Source organism: Chryseobacterium daeguense DSM 19388, assembly GCF_000430825.1.
GTDB lineage: Bacteria > Bacteroidota > Bacteroidia > Flavobacteriales > Weeksellaceae > Chryseobacterium > Chryseobacterium daeguense.
The window spans coordinates 42,490-58,708 of sequence record NZ_AUMT01000003.1; the positions used below are offsets into that span (position 1 = coordinate 42,490).

At 37.2% G+C, this 16,219-nt stretch carries 11 protein-coding genes; 2 read left to right on the plus strand and 9 right to left on the minus strand.

Annotation, left to right across the window (positions count from 1 at the left end):
* Positions 1-130: 130 nt before the first annotated feature.
* Positions 131-280 (plus strand): hypothetical protein, encoded by a 150-nt coding sequence (locus tag H560_RS23085; protein WP_162143849.1) that lies wholly within the window; start codon positions 131-133, stop codon positions 278-280.
* A 185-nt stretch (positions 281-465) separates the two neighbouring features.
* On the opposite strand, the gene H560_RS0104685 is transcribed toward H560_RS23085, so the two are convergent.
* The 9 genes from H560_RS0104685 to H560_RS0104725 all read right to left on the minus strand — a co-directional run bounded on the left by H560_RS0104685 (position 466) and on the right by H560_RS0104725 (position 14,040).
* Positions 466-4,374, minus strand: coding sequence for a response regulator (locus tag H560_RS0104685; protein ID WP_027378975.1), 3,909 nt, complete (start codon positions 4,372-4,374; stop codon positions 466-468).
* A gap of 224 nt (positions 4,375-4,598) precedes the next feature.
* Positions 4,599-5,216, minus strand: coding sequence for a DUF4142 domain-containing protein (locus H560_RS0104690; protein WP_027378976.1), 618 nt, complete (start codon positions 5,214-5,216; stop codon positions 4,599-4,601).
* Positions 5,217-5,278: 62 nt separating this feature from the next.
* Positions 5,279-6,439 carry a MalY/PatB family protein gene (locus tag H560_RS0104695; RefSeq protein WP_027378977.1) on the minus strand — a complete coding sequence of 387 codons (1,161 nt, stop codon included), beginning with the start codon at positions 6,437-6,439 and terminating at the stop codon, positions 5,279-5,281.
* A gap of 14 nt (positions 6,440-6,453) precedes the next feature.
* On the minus strand, positions 6,454-8,019 hold the full coding sequence (locus H560_RS0104700) for an ABC transporter permease/substrate-binding protein (RefSeq protein ID WP_034752212.1): 1,566 nt from the start codon (positions 8,017-8,019) through the stop codon (positions 6,454-6,456).
* On the minus strand, positions 8,016-8,936 hold the full coding sequence (locus tag H560_RS0104705) for an ABC transporter ATP-binding protein (protein WP_027378979.1): 921 nt from the start codon (positions 8,934-8,936) through the stop codon (positions 8,016-8,018). Before H560_RS0104705 ends, H560_RS0104700 begins: the two co-directional genes overlap by 4 nt.
* Positions 8,937-8,942: 6 nt before the next feature.
* Positions 8,943-10,133, minus strand: coding sequence for an ergothioneine biosynthesis protein EgtB (egtB, locus tag H560_RS0104710; RefSeq protein WP_051289150.1), 1,191 nt, complete (start codon positions 10,131-10,133; stop codon positions 8,943-8,945).
* Positions 10,134-10,147: 14 nt separating this feature from the next.
* Positions 10,148-11,134 (minus strand): L-histidine N(alpha)-methyltransferase, encoded by a 987-nt coding sequence (gene egtD / locus H560_RS21080; protein WP_034752213.1) that lies wholly within the window; start codon positions 11,132-11,134, stop codon positions 10,148-10,150.
* A gap of 260 nt (positions 11,135-11,394) precedes the next feature.
* Positions 11,395-13,551 carry a glycoside hydrolase family 97 protein gene (locus H560_RS0104720; RefSeq protein ID WP_051289152.1) on the minus strand — a complete coding sequence of 719 codons (2,157 nt, stop codon included), beginning with the start codon at positions 13,549-13,551 and terminating at the stop codon, positions 11,395-11,397.
* A gap of 303 nt (positions 13,552-13,854) precedes the next feature.
* Complete coding sequence (locus H560_RS0104725) at positions 13,855-14,040, minus strand: hypothetical protein (RefSeq protein ID WP_027378982.1); 186 nt, start codon at positions 14,038-14,040, stop codon at positions 13,855-13,857.
* A 434-nt stretch (positions 14,041-14,474) separates the two neighbouring features.
* Here H560_RS0104725 and H560_RS0104730 point away from each other — a divergent pair, with 434 nt between their 5' ends.
* Positions 14,475-16,163 (plus strand): tetratricopeptide repeat protein, encoded by a 1,689-nt coding sequence (locus H560_RS0104730; RefSeq protein WP_027378983.1) that lies wholly within the window; start codon positions 14,475-14,477, stop codon positions 16,161-16,163.
* Positions 16,164-16,219 lie beyond the last annotated feature (56 nt).

Genomic DNA, 16,219 nt, shown 5'->3' on the forward strand with positions numbered 1-16,219 from the left:
ATTTTCATCTAAATAAAGAAAACTATTCTTTTATTTCATTTTCATAAAAATATACATTTTGTAAACGTACCGTATCCTGCTCTTTCATGTTGTACAAATCATTGAGCCCCTTGCATACTTCCATGGAATTTTGGATGATCAGCAGCCCAGAGCTGTTGAGATCATCGATAAAGGACTAGCGCTACATCCTCAATCTGAAGAACTGCTGCTGTTAAAGACAAAAGCCGGCGCAAGAAGACTGAAAACAGGCGCATTAGGATTGGCAGCAATGATGCTGTAATCTGTAAAAGTATTTTCTTTTTTATAGCGTAAAACGGCTCCCAGCACATAAACTCCTATCCATCCATAGATGACGTAACCGCAGTCCCGTACAGCAGAAACAGCCAGAAAACAATAATTTATGCTCCATTGCTTTTAAAATCAGTTCATCATCTTCAGCAATCAGAATCAATATAGTCTTGCTATTTATTTTATTAAACTTTTTATTAAATTCAATCCAATTGATATTTCATTTACAACACCCTGCTCCATTTCGGAAAAATCCATATTGCCATTGGTTTTGGCTTCATAATGGCGTGCGGTATCTGCAAGCTTTACCAGCCCTGCTGTTCCGGCCGTCCCTTTGAGCTTATGGAGAATTCTTTTTATTTCATCCATATCCTGTTCTTTGGAAGCTGTTTTTATATTGCTTTCTGCGCTTGTGAGCTCCTGGATAACAAGGTTCAGGAAAATTTGTTTAAAATCTTCATCATCGTCACCGATACTTTCACTTAAAATATCCGTATCGAGATATCTTTCCTGTTCTTCATCAGAATCAGATTCCGCATTATCTTCAGAAACATATTTTTTTAGCATTTCCGATAAATCAGACTGCCTAAGCGGTTTAGGAAGGAAATCATTCATCCCGGAACTTAAACACTTTTCTTTTTCGCCTAAAATATTTCCTGCTGTAACCCCAATGACAGGAACATCAGCATATCCGGGTAATAAACGGATCTGCTTTGTAGCTTCTATACCATCCATTACCGGCATCTGAACGTCCATCAGCACAAGTGAAAACTGCTTACTTTTGCATTGTTCAAGGGCTTCAAGGCCATTTACAGCTTCAGTGAAATGAGCGTCAGGAATGAGAGACCTTATCATTTTGTTATTAAGCACCATATTCACGGGATTATCATCCACCAACAGAACCTCAAGGTTTGGCTTTGCTGATAACTGGCTGGTCGTTTCCTGAGGTATCATTACCGGCATCTCTCTTTCGTTCTGCTCTGCTGCACGGCGAAGGGTTTTGTATAATTCTTCCGATTTTATAGGCTTCAGCAAAAAGTAAGAGTTCTGCTCCTGCCGGAAAGAATTGATCACATCATGCTCTTCCGAGGAAGTATGCAGGATAACCAGTGGTGATGTTTCATTTTGTTTTTTAAACAGATCTTTAATTTTTTCTATGGTTTCCAGCCCGGAAATTACCGGCATGTGATAATCCATTAAGATGATATCAAAGCGTTCTCCCGCCAGTAAAATCTGCAGGGCTTCCAATCCGTTGGACGCAAGCTTTGATTCAATATTTTTATAAGAAAGCATGTGCTGGATAATAATTCTGTTGGCTTCATTATCATCAACTATCAATACTTTTTTAATTTTAAGCTCTTCATCCTCAGACATTTCGGACATTTCATAAGGAACTTCAACATCAAAAAAGAATACCGAACCTTTATCCGGCTCACTGGTCAAGGAAAGGTGGCTTCCCATATATCCCAAAATATTATTTGAGATGGTAAGTCCAAGTCCGGTTCCTCCGTACCGCTTACTGATAGAACTGTTTTCCTGAGTAAAAGCATTAAAAATGTGCTTTTGTTTTTCTAAAGGAATTCCTATTCCCGTATCTCTTACCGCAAAACGTAACGATATATTTTTTTCGTCAATCCGCAGCTTTTGCACTTTGAGCTCTATTTCGCCCTGCTCCGTAAATTTCACGGCATTACCCAAAAGGTTGATAAGGATCTGCTTCAGGCGTGTTTCGTCCACCCAGATCGTTTTAGGAAGTCCCGGCTCGATGTTTAAAAGCAGCTCAATATTTTTTCTCTGAGACTGGTAAAGAATTACGTTAATAACCTGGCTTACTATATTATAAACATTGCTTTTTTCTACTAAGAGATCCATTTTTCCGGATTCTATTTTAGAAAAATCCAGAATATCATTAATAATGGTAAGCAGATTTTCTCCTGATTCATTAATATAATTAAGGTACTGCGTCTGAATTTCATTGAGCGGCGTTTTCAGCAACAGATCTGAAAACCCTATTACCCCATTAAGAGGCGTGCGGATCTCGTGGCTCATATTGGCCAGGAATTCAGATTTTGCTTTGCTGGCAATATCTGCCATTTTCTTTGCCTGTTTCAGCTCCTCATTTGTTTTTACGGAACCTGTGATATTTTGAACAGATACAATCACTCCGCCTATAATCCCGTCAGAAAGATACCAGGGCCTTACTTCCAGGTTATAATGCTGTATTCCTTCTTTATGCTCTACTTCAAGGGCAAAATTTTCGTTTTTATATGCCTTTCCCTGCAAAGCATTGCGGTATATGATTTTTCTTTCTTCCGGAACATTGGGTGAAATGGTAAAAAGATTCTGCCCGATGAGCTCCATCCCGTTCATGTGGAATTCATCTTTCCAGCTGCTGCTTACAGAGAGATAATTAAGATCTTTGTCAAACATTGCCACCGCTACAGGAACATAGGTTACGAATGACTGTAGCATGGCTTCTTTTCTGGCCAGCTCAAGATAAATATTTTTAAAGGCGTTAATATCCTGAATGATTCCAAAAACTCTTGTACATACACCATTGTCAAATTCCGGGATACCTTTCACCCTTACCCATATTTCAACCCCGTCTTTGCGCACGAGCTGAAATTCCTCATCATAAGGAATTCCTTCAGATACAGCTCTGTTAAAGAGAAATTCAACTTTTTTCCGATCTCCGTCCTTATAGAAACCTAAAGCATTTTCAAAGTCCGGCTGAAAGCCCGCATCTGTTTTATGGATTTCCTTTGTAGTCTGTGACCAGAATACCGTATTTTTTTTAAGATTTACTTCCCATCCTCCTACCTGGGCCACAGAACTGGTCTGTTCCAGCATTTTTTTGGTGTAAAGAAGGTCTTTTTCCAGAGCCATTCTCTCCGTGACATTCAATGCTGTGCTTACAACGTATGGTTTTCCTTCTTTGTTGATCTCCACAAGATTATGGTACATCCAGATAAGCTCTTCGCCCTCTTTTGTTTTGAGGATCATGTTTCCAAAATCTTCTTTATTATGATTGATACGGTCCAGATACTGTTCCAATAAAGGCCAGTTTGGTTCCGGGACAAGATCTTTTAAATTTAATCCATTTACCTCTTCTGCGGAATAGTGAAGTGTTTCTCTTCCTTTTTGGTTTACTTCAAGAATATTACCCTCCATATCGTGCATGCTCATCAGGCCGATGGCATTTTCGAAAAAGCTTCTAAAACGGCGCTCAGAGTTCTCCAGCTGCAGTTTTTCTTCTACATGCTGGGTAATATTAATCCCGAAACAAAAAATTTCAGAATTATTCTGATTTTGCTTTAAATACCATTCCACAGTAATGGAAGCGGAGCTGTCGATATGTATAGTGGTGTTAATTACCAGTTCTTTATCTGTTTTGAGAACAGTTTCTATTTTCTCTAATACTTGCTGGCTCTGCTCTCCAAGAAGGCTAAGGAAATTATGTTGTAGTGCTTTATTTTTATCCAGTTTGAAGGCCTTTTCAAAAGCCGGATTGAAATCCTTAATGATAAAATTATTATTAAGAACACAGATCAGATTATTTGAAATATTAAATGTCTGCTGAAAATATTCTGCCTGAATATTCTGGCGGGTTCCCATCAGAATCTTTGTAACGGCCTCGCCTATTTTTTTAAGAGTCGCGATCTGGCTTTCTGAAATGGTTTTAGTTTTATAATCGATAACGCAGAGTGTTCCCAATGAAAAACCTTCATCGTCAATAAGCGGCACCCCTGCATAAAACCGGATCCCGCCAGCTAAAATTAATGGATTATCGGATGATCTTTCATAAGACAGCGTATCATTTATTACCACCACATCTCCGGTAGCAATGGAGTACTGGCAGAGCGTATTTTTACGATCAACCGTATCCAGAGACATTCCTATACAACTTTGTATGGTCTGCGTTTCTGCTTCCATAACGGCAATAAGTGAAGCCGGACAGTCGGTAACCAGGCACGCCGTTTCAGCAAAAATATCCAGTTGCGGATCCTTGGGCAGGTTCAAAAGATCTAAAAATTCCAATTTCCTGATTCTTTCTTCTTCATTAGAAGGAGTAGGATATTTCTTCATATAATTACAGGGTTTGCATCTTATAAATATACTCAGAAAATTATAAAAATTAGTTTTTTATTAACATTTTAACTATATATCACATATAAGAGATTATTATTGCAAAATAAAAACTTTTATCATTATCCATAATTATATTGAATTTTCTCATCTATTTAAACATATTTACAAATAAAAAAAGCCCCATTATTATGGGACTTTATTAAATATTTAAGGACAGTATTTTATTTTACTGCATCTTTTGCTTTTTCTGATTCCATTAAATGATGCTCTAAAGTAGGAACTGTTTTGCTCGCAAAAGCCTTCAATGAAGCCTCCTTACCTTCTGAAGCCTGCTTCTTGAATTCTGCAACATCTTTCTTATGATCGCTTACCATAAGATCAGCATACATACGATCAAACTCTGCACCTTTTTTAGCTTTCAGGTCGTCATATTTCTTTTGCTTTTCCGCATCCAGGCCTGTCGGCAAAGTATACCCTGCTGTGGAAGCCCATTTCTTAAGCTCATCATTGGCTTTACTGTGGTCTTTTACCATCATTGCACCCAAAGATTTTACTGTAGCATTGGTAGCGTTGGAAGAGGCAAGCTCACCCATCATAACTTCCATCAAACCTCCTGTGGCAGCAGCGTCAGCAAATTTTTTGTCCTGATCGCTTAATGAAGCCGCAGTAGCGGACGTGTTGTTGGCCATTGCAGCAGAATCAGTAGCTGCCATTCCTGTATCGGCTGGCGCAGCCGCTGTTGCAGTAGTATCTGCCGAACTGTCAACAGCCGTAGTTTCATTCTTTTTACAGGCTACAAGAGCAGCCACAGCTAGTACAGCTAAAATTGAATTTTTCATATTATGATTTTAAAGTGGTTATGCAGTACCTGTAACAATTTATTTGCCAAAGTTTTAACAAATCATATTGTTTTGCTGTAAAATTTTCCGAATCTTCTTAATCCTTCTTGTAAAAGTTCCTTTGGACAGGCAATATTAATCCGCAAAAATCCTTCTCCTGAAGATCCATACATAGTCCCGGCATTCAGCCAAAGATTTTCTTGATCAAGAAGGATTTGGGACAGTTCTTCAGAGTTTTTATTTAAAGCGCTGCAGTCCAGCCATACGAGGTAAGTCGCTTCCAGTGGCAAAACTTTAACTTCCGGCAGGTTTTCTGCAAAAAAACGCGACAGGTATTTATAATTTTCATAAAGATAAACCTTCAGCTCTTCTACCCAGCTTTTTCCTTTGCTGTAGCCTGCTATTAAAGCTTCTACGGCAAAAGAATTAGGATAACCCGTTTCCTGAACATCCATTAATTTTTTAATCTGATTTAAAATTTTAGCGTCCTTACAGATAACATAAGAAATCGGCAGACCAGATAAATTAAACGTTTTACAAGGCGATCCGCAAGTCACCGAAACCACATCGTATCCTGTTACAGAAGCAAAAGAAATATGTTTTTTTTCACCAAAAACAAGATCAGAATGAATCTCATCAGAAACAACCATCACTTTGTTTCTCGAACATATTTCTGCCATTTTTTCAAGCTCTTCCGTTGTGTAAACACGCCCTACAGGGTTGTGCGGATTACTGATCAGCAGCAGTTTTGTATCCGGATGGGAAGCTTTAGATTCAAGATCTTCGAAATCAATACTGTAGTTTCCGTCTTTATATAAAAGCTCATTAGACAGAATATTACATCCGCAATTTTCCAGAATGGTAAAAAAATGATTGTAAACAGGAGTCTGCAGAATAATATTTTCACCCGGCTTTACAAAAGCTCTTACTATTGCAGATAAAGTCGGGAGCATGCCTGTAGAGGCTAAAAGCCATTCTTTTTGAATCAAAAACTGATGCTCATTTTTCCACCACCCGATTATTGCATTATAAAACTCATCCGGAACCAGGCTGTAACCGTATATTCCCGGGGAAGCCTTTTTCGAAAGCGCTTCTGTAATTTCCGGCGCTGTTTTAAAATCCATATCCGCAACCCACATGGGAAGAACATTTTCTGCACATAGATCCCATTTTATAGAATGCGTTCCTCGTCGGTTTATTATTTCATCAAAATTATATTTCATGCTGATATTTTCAATTATTTTGAATGGATGTATTTTTTAAGATCTGAAATAGACTTAATTTTCAAATGTTCCGCCTGCTCCCTCCGCATCATCAGGGCATAAGAATTATTGAACCCAAGCGGTTTCAGCCATTGTATTCCAAATTGTTTCCTGAATTCGGCATCTACATAAGCGTAGGTTTTTTCCGGGCTTTGGGTAACCTTTTTGATGGTATTTCCGTCTGCTTTTAACATCACCAAAAGCCCTGTTCCGGTATATTCGGGATAAAAATCTATAGCATCATTCATTAAAGCATCAAAACAGATTTTGGTGCCTCCCAGCCCTGTTTTGGTTTCAACTTTATAGTCGGTATATCCTTCGATGATCATTCTATAAATTTCCGTCAAAATATATTGTTCCCCGAAAATTTTTGATCCGATTCTTACCGTTCCGGAGTTTCCGTTTTTAGGGTTTTTATATAAATTATTTTTAACCAGAAAATCCTTTGCAATTTTTTCGGGTGTCTGGTGAAGATAGTCTGATTTGTAATTCAGGTCTGTCATAATAGAATCATTGAATTTTCCTGCTAAAACATTCAATGCTTCTTCCAGACCGGGAAATTTTTCCAACGTCTTCATTTTAATAACCGGAGCTGCAAAATAAGGTGGAAAAATTTTCTTATCGTCCTGTAAAACATAGAGGTCAAAAGCTTTGATACGCCCGTCCGTAGAATATCCGCTGATAAGATCAAGCTCTTTTTCATAGGCAGCTTTATACATGACGGCATCACTCACTATTACCGGATTTACATTGAGTCCGTAAACAGATCTCAGCCCGAGATCACCATCCTGCCTACCCATAAATTCCGGGGTGAAGCCTGCTTTGATTTTACTTTCCGAAGCTGAAGCAGAAAAATAAGCCACTCCGATACAAACCAAAATAACCGGAACAATATATTTTAAATATTTCAATAACCGATACCCGGATTTCTGCAAAACAGCAATCGCCTGATCTGAAAGTACCGCCAGCAAAGCCGCCGGAATGGCTCCTGCGAGAATCATATTGGTATTGTTCAAAGAAATTCCTCCGAAAATAAACTCTCCTAATCCTCCGGCCGCAACAAATGATGCCAAGGTAGCAACACCCACATTAATAACCGCTGCTGTCCTCACTCCTGCAATAATAACGGGCATGGCCAGGGGAAGCTCCACTTTGAAGAGAAGCTGCCTGCTGTTCATTCCTATGGCTTTTGCGGCTTCAATAACGGTGGGACTAACGCCGGTAATGCCGGTAAACGTATTCCTAATGATGGGTAAAAGCGCATAAATAAGCAATGCAACAATCGCCGGAGCAACACCAATCCCGAAAAGCGGAATCATAAATCCCAATAAAGCAATGCTGGGAACGGTCTGCAAAATACCTGCAACCCCCAAAACTGAAGTTGAAAGCTTTATTTTTTTTGAAATAAGAATTCCGAGTGGAACTCCTACAATAATTGCTAAAAATAAAGAGAAAAAAGTAAGCCCGAGATGCTGTATGACTTGGGTTAAAAGCTTTTCATACTGTTCTGCAATAAACTGCCAGAGACTTTGCTTCGTCATACCATCTGTAATTTTCTGTATTCATTGAAACCTTTGATCAGGTTTTCATAGTTCTCCATATTTTCATGATCTGCACTCAGTTTCTGCAGGGCTTCCCAGAGATTGGTATTTTGGGTAAAATTAAACCTGTGATATAATTCCTTCAAATTCACCAGGCTTTCAACATCCTTCAATGTGGTAACTTTATATTCCAATAAGAGACGGTTTTCCGCGAAAAAACTGGAAACAAATTCATTTTCTGTGTGGTAAAGCATTTCTTTGGGTGTACCGGAATGTACGATTTTCCCTTTATCCATCAGACATATTTTGTGTCCGAGCTCAAATGCTTCCTGCACATCATGGGTTACAAGAATGATGGTTTTGTTTTTAAGCTCTTCCAAAGATTTGAATTCTGCATGGATATCCGCCCTGGTAATATTATCCAAAGCTCCGAAAGGCTCATCCATCAATAAAACCGGAGTATTGGCGATCAAAGCTCTTGCAATGCCTACCCTTTGCTGCTGCCCGCCGCTTAATTCACTCGGAAAGCGGGAAAGCATTTCCTCAGGAAGGTTAAGTTTCTGTAAAAGCTCATGAGTTCTGTGTTCGGTTTTCTTTTTGTCCCATTTTAATAATTCCGGGACTACAGAGATATTTTGCTTAATGGTATAATGAGGGAAAAGTCCTGAATTCTGCATGACAAAACCAATTCCCATCCGTAATTCTTCCGGCTTTCTGTCCCGAATATTTTCACCATCAATTAAAATTGTTCCGGAATCAGCTTCTATAAGACGGTTGATCATCTTTAGTGTGGTAGTTTTCCCACAGCCGCTGGTCCCGAGAAGCACCAAAATTTCCCTGTCTTCTGCCTGAAAAGAAATAGTATCAACTGCAGGTTTTCCGTCAAAATATTTTGAAACCGATTCTACTTTTATCATGCTAAATTATTTCGCCAATCTGATCCCTGTAAACTGCCATTGAAGCCCGGCAGGAAAAAAATTTCTGTAGGTTTTCCTGCTATGGCCTTTCGGTGTAGCTTCAGAAGCACCGCGCAACACCATTTGGTTCACCATGAATTTTCCATTGTATTCTCCTACTGCCCCGGCTTCTGTTTTAAATCCGGGATAAGGCAGATACGCGCTGTTGGTCCACTCCCATCGGCTTCCCCAATCGAAATGGTCCGACGCTGCTTCCCATTCTGCTTCAGTAGGCAGACGCATTCCTTTCCAGCTTGCAAAGGCCGATGCCTCGAAAAAACTGATGTGGCAAAGAGCTTTATCAGGATTAATCTCGTGTAATCCGTTTAATGTATAATGCATCCATTTGTCCTCAACAAAGTGCCAGTATAAAGGAGATTTTGCGTTTTTCTGCTTTACCCAGTCCCATCCTTCGGCATGCCAGTATTTGAAATCTTCATATCCGCCGGACTGCATAAATTCCAGATATTCCCTATTGGTTACAAGCCGGTCTGCAATTTCGAAATCTTGAAGATATACTTTATGTCTGCCCAATTCATTATCAAAACAAAATCCTTCTCCGGTAAAACCTATTTCATACACTCCTTCAGAGAATTTTAACATATTGATTTCGCCGGAATATTCCTTAGCCGTTATTTTTTCCTTTTTATATTGTGGAAATAAAGGATTGTGGCCTAAAATATATTTGATATCGGTAATCAATAATTCCTGATGCTGCTGTTCATGGTTTAAACCTAATTCTAATAAAGGTTCAATTTTTTCTGTCATGAATTCGCTTTGAAGAAATTCATTCATTTTTTCGTCAACATATTTTCTGTATTGATAAATATCAGAAACCGACGGTCGACTGAGATTTCCGCGGTCTGTACGGATTACACGGGTTCCGATTGTTTCGTAATAGCTGTTGAATACGAAATTATACTGCGGATCAAAAACCTCATAATCCGGAAAATTCGGGATAAGGATGAAGGTTTCAAAAAACCAGGTCGTGTGTCCCAGATGCCATTTTGGCGGACTTACATCTACCACAGGCTGGACCACATAATCTTCTATTTCCAGAGGTCTGCATATTTCTTCAGAATAATTCCGGATCTGTGAATATTTTTCTACCCATTTTGTAAACGGATTTTCCTTTATAAGAATTTCATTTGCTTTCATAGATAAATTTTAGATTAAATAACCTGCCATACGGAATCCACAAACCAGTTTTTGGAATCTCTGATCTCATTGATTAGGTCAAAACCTGAGTTTTTAGCAATTTTTTTAATATCATTTTCAAAAAATTTCTGAGAAATTTCCATATCTATACATTCATTTTCCGTGAAATGTACACGCTCTTCTCCTATCATTACCGTCTGGTCCCGCAAGCTTACAAGATAGCTCCGGCAGGCTCCTGACGCAGGATCATAGGTCTGGTAATGCTGAAATTGTTCAAGATCAAAATCTGCATGCAGTTCTCCGTTCATCCTGGAAAGAAGATTAAGATTAAACTGGGCAGTAATGCCTGTTTTGTCATTATAAGCACTCAAAATAGTGTGAGGGTTTTTCTTTAAATCAAAACCTACAAAAAATATGTCTCCCGGATTCAGTTTCCTTTTCACTTCACGGCAGAAATGGCTGGCTTCTTCCACTTCCATATTCCCAATATTGCCCCCGAGGAAAAGAACCACTTTTCTTCTGTTTGAAATATGAGTGGCCTTATCCAGCATATCAAAATATTCACCTTCCAGTGAAACGATATCCAGTGTCGGAATTTCATTATTAATTTTTTCTTTCAGCACGGAAAGAATATTTCCGGAAATATCAATCGGCATATAGGCGAAATCAATATTTTTTTCGGCTAAATATTTCAGGAGGCAGGTAGACTTCATGGCATCTCCCGCACCCAGCTCTATCAGGTCAAAAGAAGTATCCATAGAAATCATTACCTCAGCAATTTCCTTTGTTTTATTTTTGAAAATATCAAGCTCACAATCGGTGAGATAATATTCCGGCATATTCATAATCTGCTGAAAAAGCCTGTCGCCGGTTTTATCGTAAAAATATTTTGACGGTAATTTCTTCGGTTCTTTTTTTAAACCTTCCAAAACCTCCTGACGAAAATGATCAATATGATAATGGCCTTCTGTTTTTGATTCTTCTGCTAATGGTAAGCTCATATTAATTTTAATTTGGTTTTCATATCAATACAACTATCTTGCCGCCTCCTTAGATTTTCTATATAAAAGATACGTTTTTTAACCTATTCTTTTGAAGTAAATTATTTTAATCGATCTTTTCAATTACATTAATTATATGCAATCAAATATCACAAACATGATATTTTAATTAACCCATATTAAGTATATCTAATTTTAGAGGAATAATATATTGATATTAAATTTTTAACTAAAATTCAACTTACCTTATTGATACTATTCTAATCTACCGGCTTAACAGAAATCGCAAAACCGCCGCTTCTTACCATTTTAAAATTGATTTTTGACTTGCTTGTGATCTGCTTTTTGTAGATATTATAGCTCTGAGGATTATCAATATAATCGGCATCTTTTCCGTCTTCGTAAATCGTTGCTTCATACTTTTGACCTTTATTTAAAAAAGAAAAATCTACGGTATATTCTCGCTTGTTTTCATCGGTAATCCCTCCTACAAACCAGTTTTCAGTACCTTTTGCTTTTCTTGCCGTAATGATGTAATCTCCAGGTTCGGCGGATAAAATTTTTGTATCATCCCAATCTGCGGCCACGTCTTTAATAAACTGGAACGCATCCATGTGCTTTTTGTAGTTTTCCGGTAAATCTGCAGCCATCTGAAGAGGCATATACATGACCACATACAATGCTAATTGTTTAGCCAGCGTGGTTTTTACAAAACGTTTATCTCCGGGGAAGTAGTAATCTAATTTTGTCTGGAAAATTCCCGGTGTATAATCCATGGAACCTCCTATCCATCGTGTAAAAGGAAGGATGGTCTGGTGATCCGGATTATTCCCCTGAAAGGCTTCGTGCTCTGTTCCGCGGGCAGCTTCTGCAGAAATCCAATTGGGATAGGTTCTGCTTTCACCTCCCGGACGTACGGATTCATGGGAGTTGACCATAATTTTATACTCATTCGCTTTTTCTGCAATTCTGTAATAATGGTTGATGGACCATTGGGAATAATGATGTTCTCCACGGGGAACCATATCACCCACATAGCCCGTTTTTACGGCATCATAGCCGTATTTATTCATCAACTGGAACGCTTTATCAGCCCATCTTTCGTAATTGGTGGCGGATGCGGAAGTTTCGTGGTGCATAATGAGCTTAATACCTTTAGAATGAGCGTATTCATTCAACATTTTTATGTCGAAATCAGGGTAAGGCGTGATGAAATCAAATACAAATTCTTTATGATGCCCGATCCAGTCTTCCCAACCGATGTTCCAGCCTTCAATGAGCAGTCCGTCGAAGCCGTTTTCTGCTGCAAAATCGATGTATTCTTTAACTTTCGTATTGTTGGCAGCATGTTTTCCGTTCGGAGTTAATTTAGAAAAATCTGTCTGCCCGATATGGATATTTTCAGCTGTAGAATAAGCCCACTGTGATTTTCCGATGATCATTTCCCACCATACTCCCATGTATTTTGTAGGATGAATGTAGGAAGTGTCTGTATATTTTGTAGGTTCATTAAGGTTAAATAACATTTTGGAATCCAGCACTTCCTCGGCTTTTGGGGAAACAATAATTGTTCTCCAAGGGGAAGCTGAAGCGGTTTGGATATACCCTTTTGCCCCTTGTTTGTCCGGGGTGAGATGAGTTTTAAATTTAAAATTATTAATATCCACTTCAAGATGAGCCGCCGGATAATCAAGCACTGCAGCTTCGGCGATATTGATGTATAGAGGATTTTTTCCTTCTTTTTTCAGTAAAACCGGGGCCTGAATCGCATTTTTAATTAAGGTCTGGGAAGAATGCTTATCAAACGCCTTATCCCAACGGTCGTGAATTTCTGAAATCTTCGTTTCCTGATACTGATATTCCTGAGAATCATAGTCTGCAACAATCCACCATGCTTTCATATCAGAAGGAAGGTCAATTTCGGAATCTTCTTCCCTTATGATAAAATAGTTCAGGTTTTTCTGCTGGGGAAATTCATATCTGAACCCTAATCCATCATTAAACAATCTGAATTTCAGAACAATATTACGCTCTGTAGAAGCCTGATTTAACGTAACAGCCAGCTCATTGTAATGATTGATATAGTTTTTCTTTTCTCCTAAAACCGGCTGCCAGCTTTCGTTTTTGGAATCCCTTTTTTCGTCTGTTTTTGTAAAGCCGCTGTTTAAGTCTATTTTGGCCTCTTCCGTTTTTGTAATTTCCGGGGCAAACTTCAAAGAAATATCCTTGAATAGTCTCAATCCTAGTTTGGAGTCTTCCACGACAACATTGCCGTTGTATTTCAGATTGTAATAAGGTACTCCCTGCTTCAGCTGAAAGTTCATCTCAAACTTTCCGTCGGGTGATTTTAAAGTTTGCGCCGTGAGATCAGCACAAACCATCGAGAGCAAAAAAGCTCCAATTGCATATATTTTCATATTAAGTATTTGGTATCTTAAAAATAAATAAAATTTTACATTTATTTACAAACAAAATGGAGGAACTCTTAAAGTTTCCTCCATTTCTAATATAATCTATTTAGAATTTGTGTTTTAGGATCACGATAATTGATGTATAACAGTATATTCAGTGTTACCATGCAATTGTTTTTTTCAATTGTATTCTTGCGGCCATTAATAAAAATCTCCTGCATTGAGAGATTAATATTTTTCTGATAAATTAATACGTGATTTGGTTTAATTCTGAAATTTGAAGCATTTTTTGAAGTAATTTCTGTAGAATTACTCTATCCAGCTGTATATTGTAGTTCTTGGAATTTTGTATTCCCTTTCGATCTGGCTTATGCTTTTTTTTCTGGTATAGATTGTTCTTAAAACAAATTCTATAATTTCCTCAGGATAATAATATACAGTACTTTGCAATTTCCCGGGATGAGTTTTCATTGGGTTTTGGATCGCTTTTTTCATTAGTATGGTTAGTTAGGTTTTAGGTGTATATTTTGGTTAGTGTTTGATTGTTCAAATGTAGAATTATTATCAAACAATCTCACTTTATATGAATTAAATATCATTAGCTGTCATGTTTTTATTGAAAAAAAATCATTAATATTAAGAATTCAACTATTTGATTATCAATAAAATAAATTTTACAAAGCATTAGTAATATTGACTTTTGGTTTTTAATGCTATTGAGAGGTTTTTTAAGTGTTTTTGTTGTAATTTTTTTGAACTATTTTAACTATTAATCAAGTAAAATGCTACCGGAATTTCATCTCTGTACTCAATAAAATATAAATGTAAAACTTTAATTGGCTTTAAACTGTTCAGCTATATTTTAAAAATATGAATGGATTTTAATTAATTTTTAATAGATTTATATTTAAAAGCTGCTTATATAATCCATGAAATTTTCTTTACTTTATTTATATCTATTTATATTATTCACTTCCTGCTTACCATCAGAAAAAGAGGCCAATGATTATTTCCAGCATCTGAATAATCAGATCTCGGCAGTTCGTGATAATCCTGTGGAAATTCAGAAAATTTATGATAGGGAGTATGCTAAATACAAGCAGCATGGGAGCAATCAATACCTTATTGGAACCAAATATGTAGAATTGTCCCTCCGAAGAAATGAAGAGGATGTGCTTGTTTATGAGCTTCTTAAACTCAATAATGATAAATACGACTATATTTCAATTTCCTGCAATTATAACCTGGCTTTACAGTTTGAATTTACCTCGCCGGAGCTGGCTGAAGAATTTCTGAATAAAGCCATAGAGCTCGACCAGAAAACAGGCCAGAAATATTTTCTTCCTCATTTATTCCACCTTAAAGGAAGAATGTATTACTCCAAGAAAGATTATAAAAAGGCACTTTTTTATTTCAATGAATGCCTGAAAAATGTGAATCCAAAGGAGCAAATTTTTGTTTCTTCCATGCATAATAACTTCGGATTGTGTTATAATAAAATGAATGACACCCACCGTGCTATTGAAGAAACACGAATAGCCATTAAAATCCTGGAAGATATCCCAAAAAGAGATAAACAGGAGGAACTTTTCCTGAATTTTATCAAAGGAAACCTTGGTGGATATTTTCTTAAACTGAAAGACTATAATACCGCAGAAAAAATATTGTCTAAAGAACTTGAATTTTATATTGAAAATAATTATTCACACGAAAGCATTAACCCGTCTATTGAACTGGCAAAAATTTACAGCATAACAAACCAGACGCAAAAACTAGAAAGCCTGATCGAAGCCTTTAAGAAAAGAGAAGCAAAATTAAATTCTGTCTCCGAAAGAATAGATATTAATAAGATCATCCAAAAATATTATGCCGATACCAATGATCTCCGGAACCTGAAAGTTTACTCCGATAAGATCACTACCCTAAATGATGAAAATTCTGAGATTACAGCACAAAACCTCACAGAGAAAACAAACCTTCTCAACAATTATATCATAAAAAACGTAAACCAGAAATATGATTATCAGAAAAGGAAAAACCTGTTACTAACCATCATTATCTCATTGACAATCATAACATTTCTAGTCCTTCTCACAAATATCCGGAACAGAAATAAAAGAGAGCGTGAGAAAAATGAAAAGCAAAAGATAATTCTGGAAAATAAAAAAGAAATCCTGGAAAAAGATATTAAAATTCAGGATGAAAAAATTAAAAACCTGTATCACAGCCTGAACCTGAAAATAGAAACCGAAAAAGCATTTCTGGATAGTCTGAGAAAAATTAAAAAACAGAAAAACACTGATCCTGAAGAAGTTTTGAAAGACCTTCTTCTAAAAGTAAATAACCTGATCCACGTAGATAAAAGGAACTTTGACCTTATCAATGAATGCTCAGCGCAAAATAAAGAATTCCTGGACCGCCTTTCCGATCGGTTCCCGATTCTCACTAACATGGAGCTTAAACTTTGCGTTTACTTCAGGCTGAACCTGTCATCAAAAGAAATCTCATCTTTTGAAAATACTACGCCCAATACCATACGGGTTTATAAAACAAAAATTAAAACAAAGCTGGGGCTGGACCGGGAAACCAGTCTGGACATTTACCTGAAAAACATATAGTTATTAAAAATTTTAACTAAGAAATTCAAAAATTGATATTTAGACACATTTTAAAT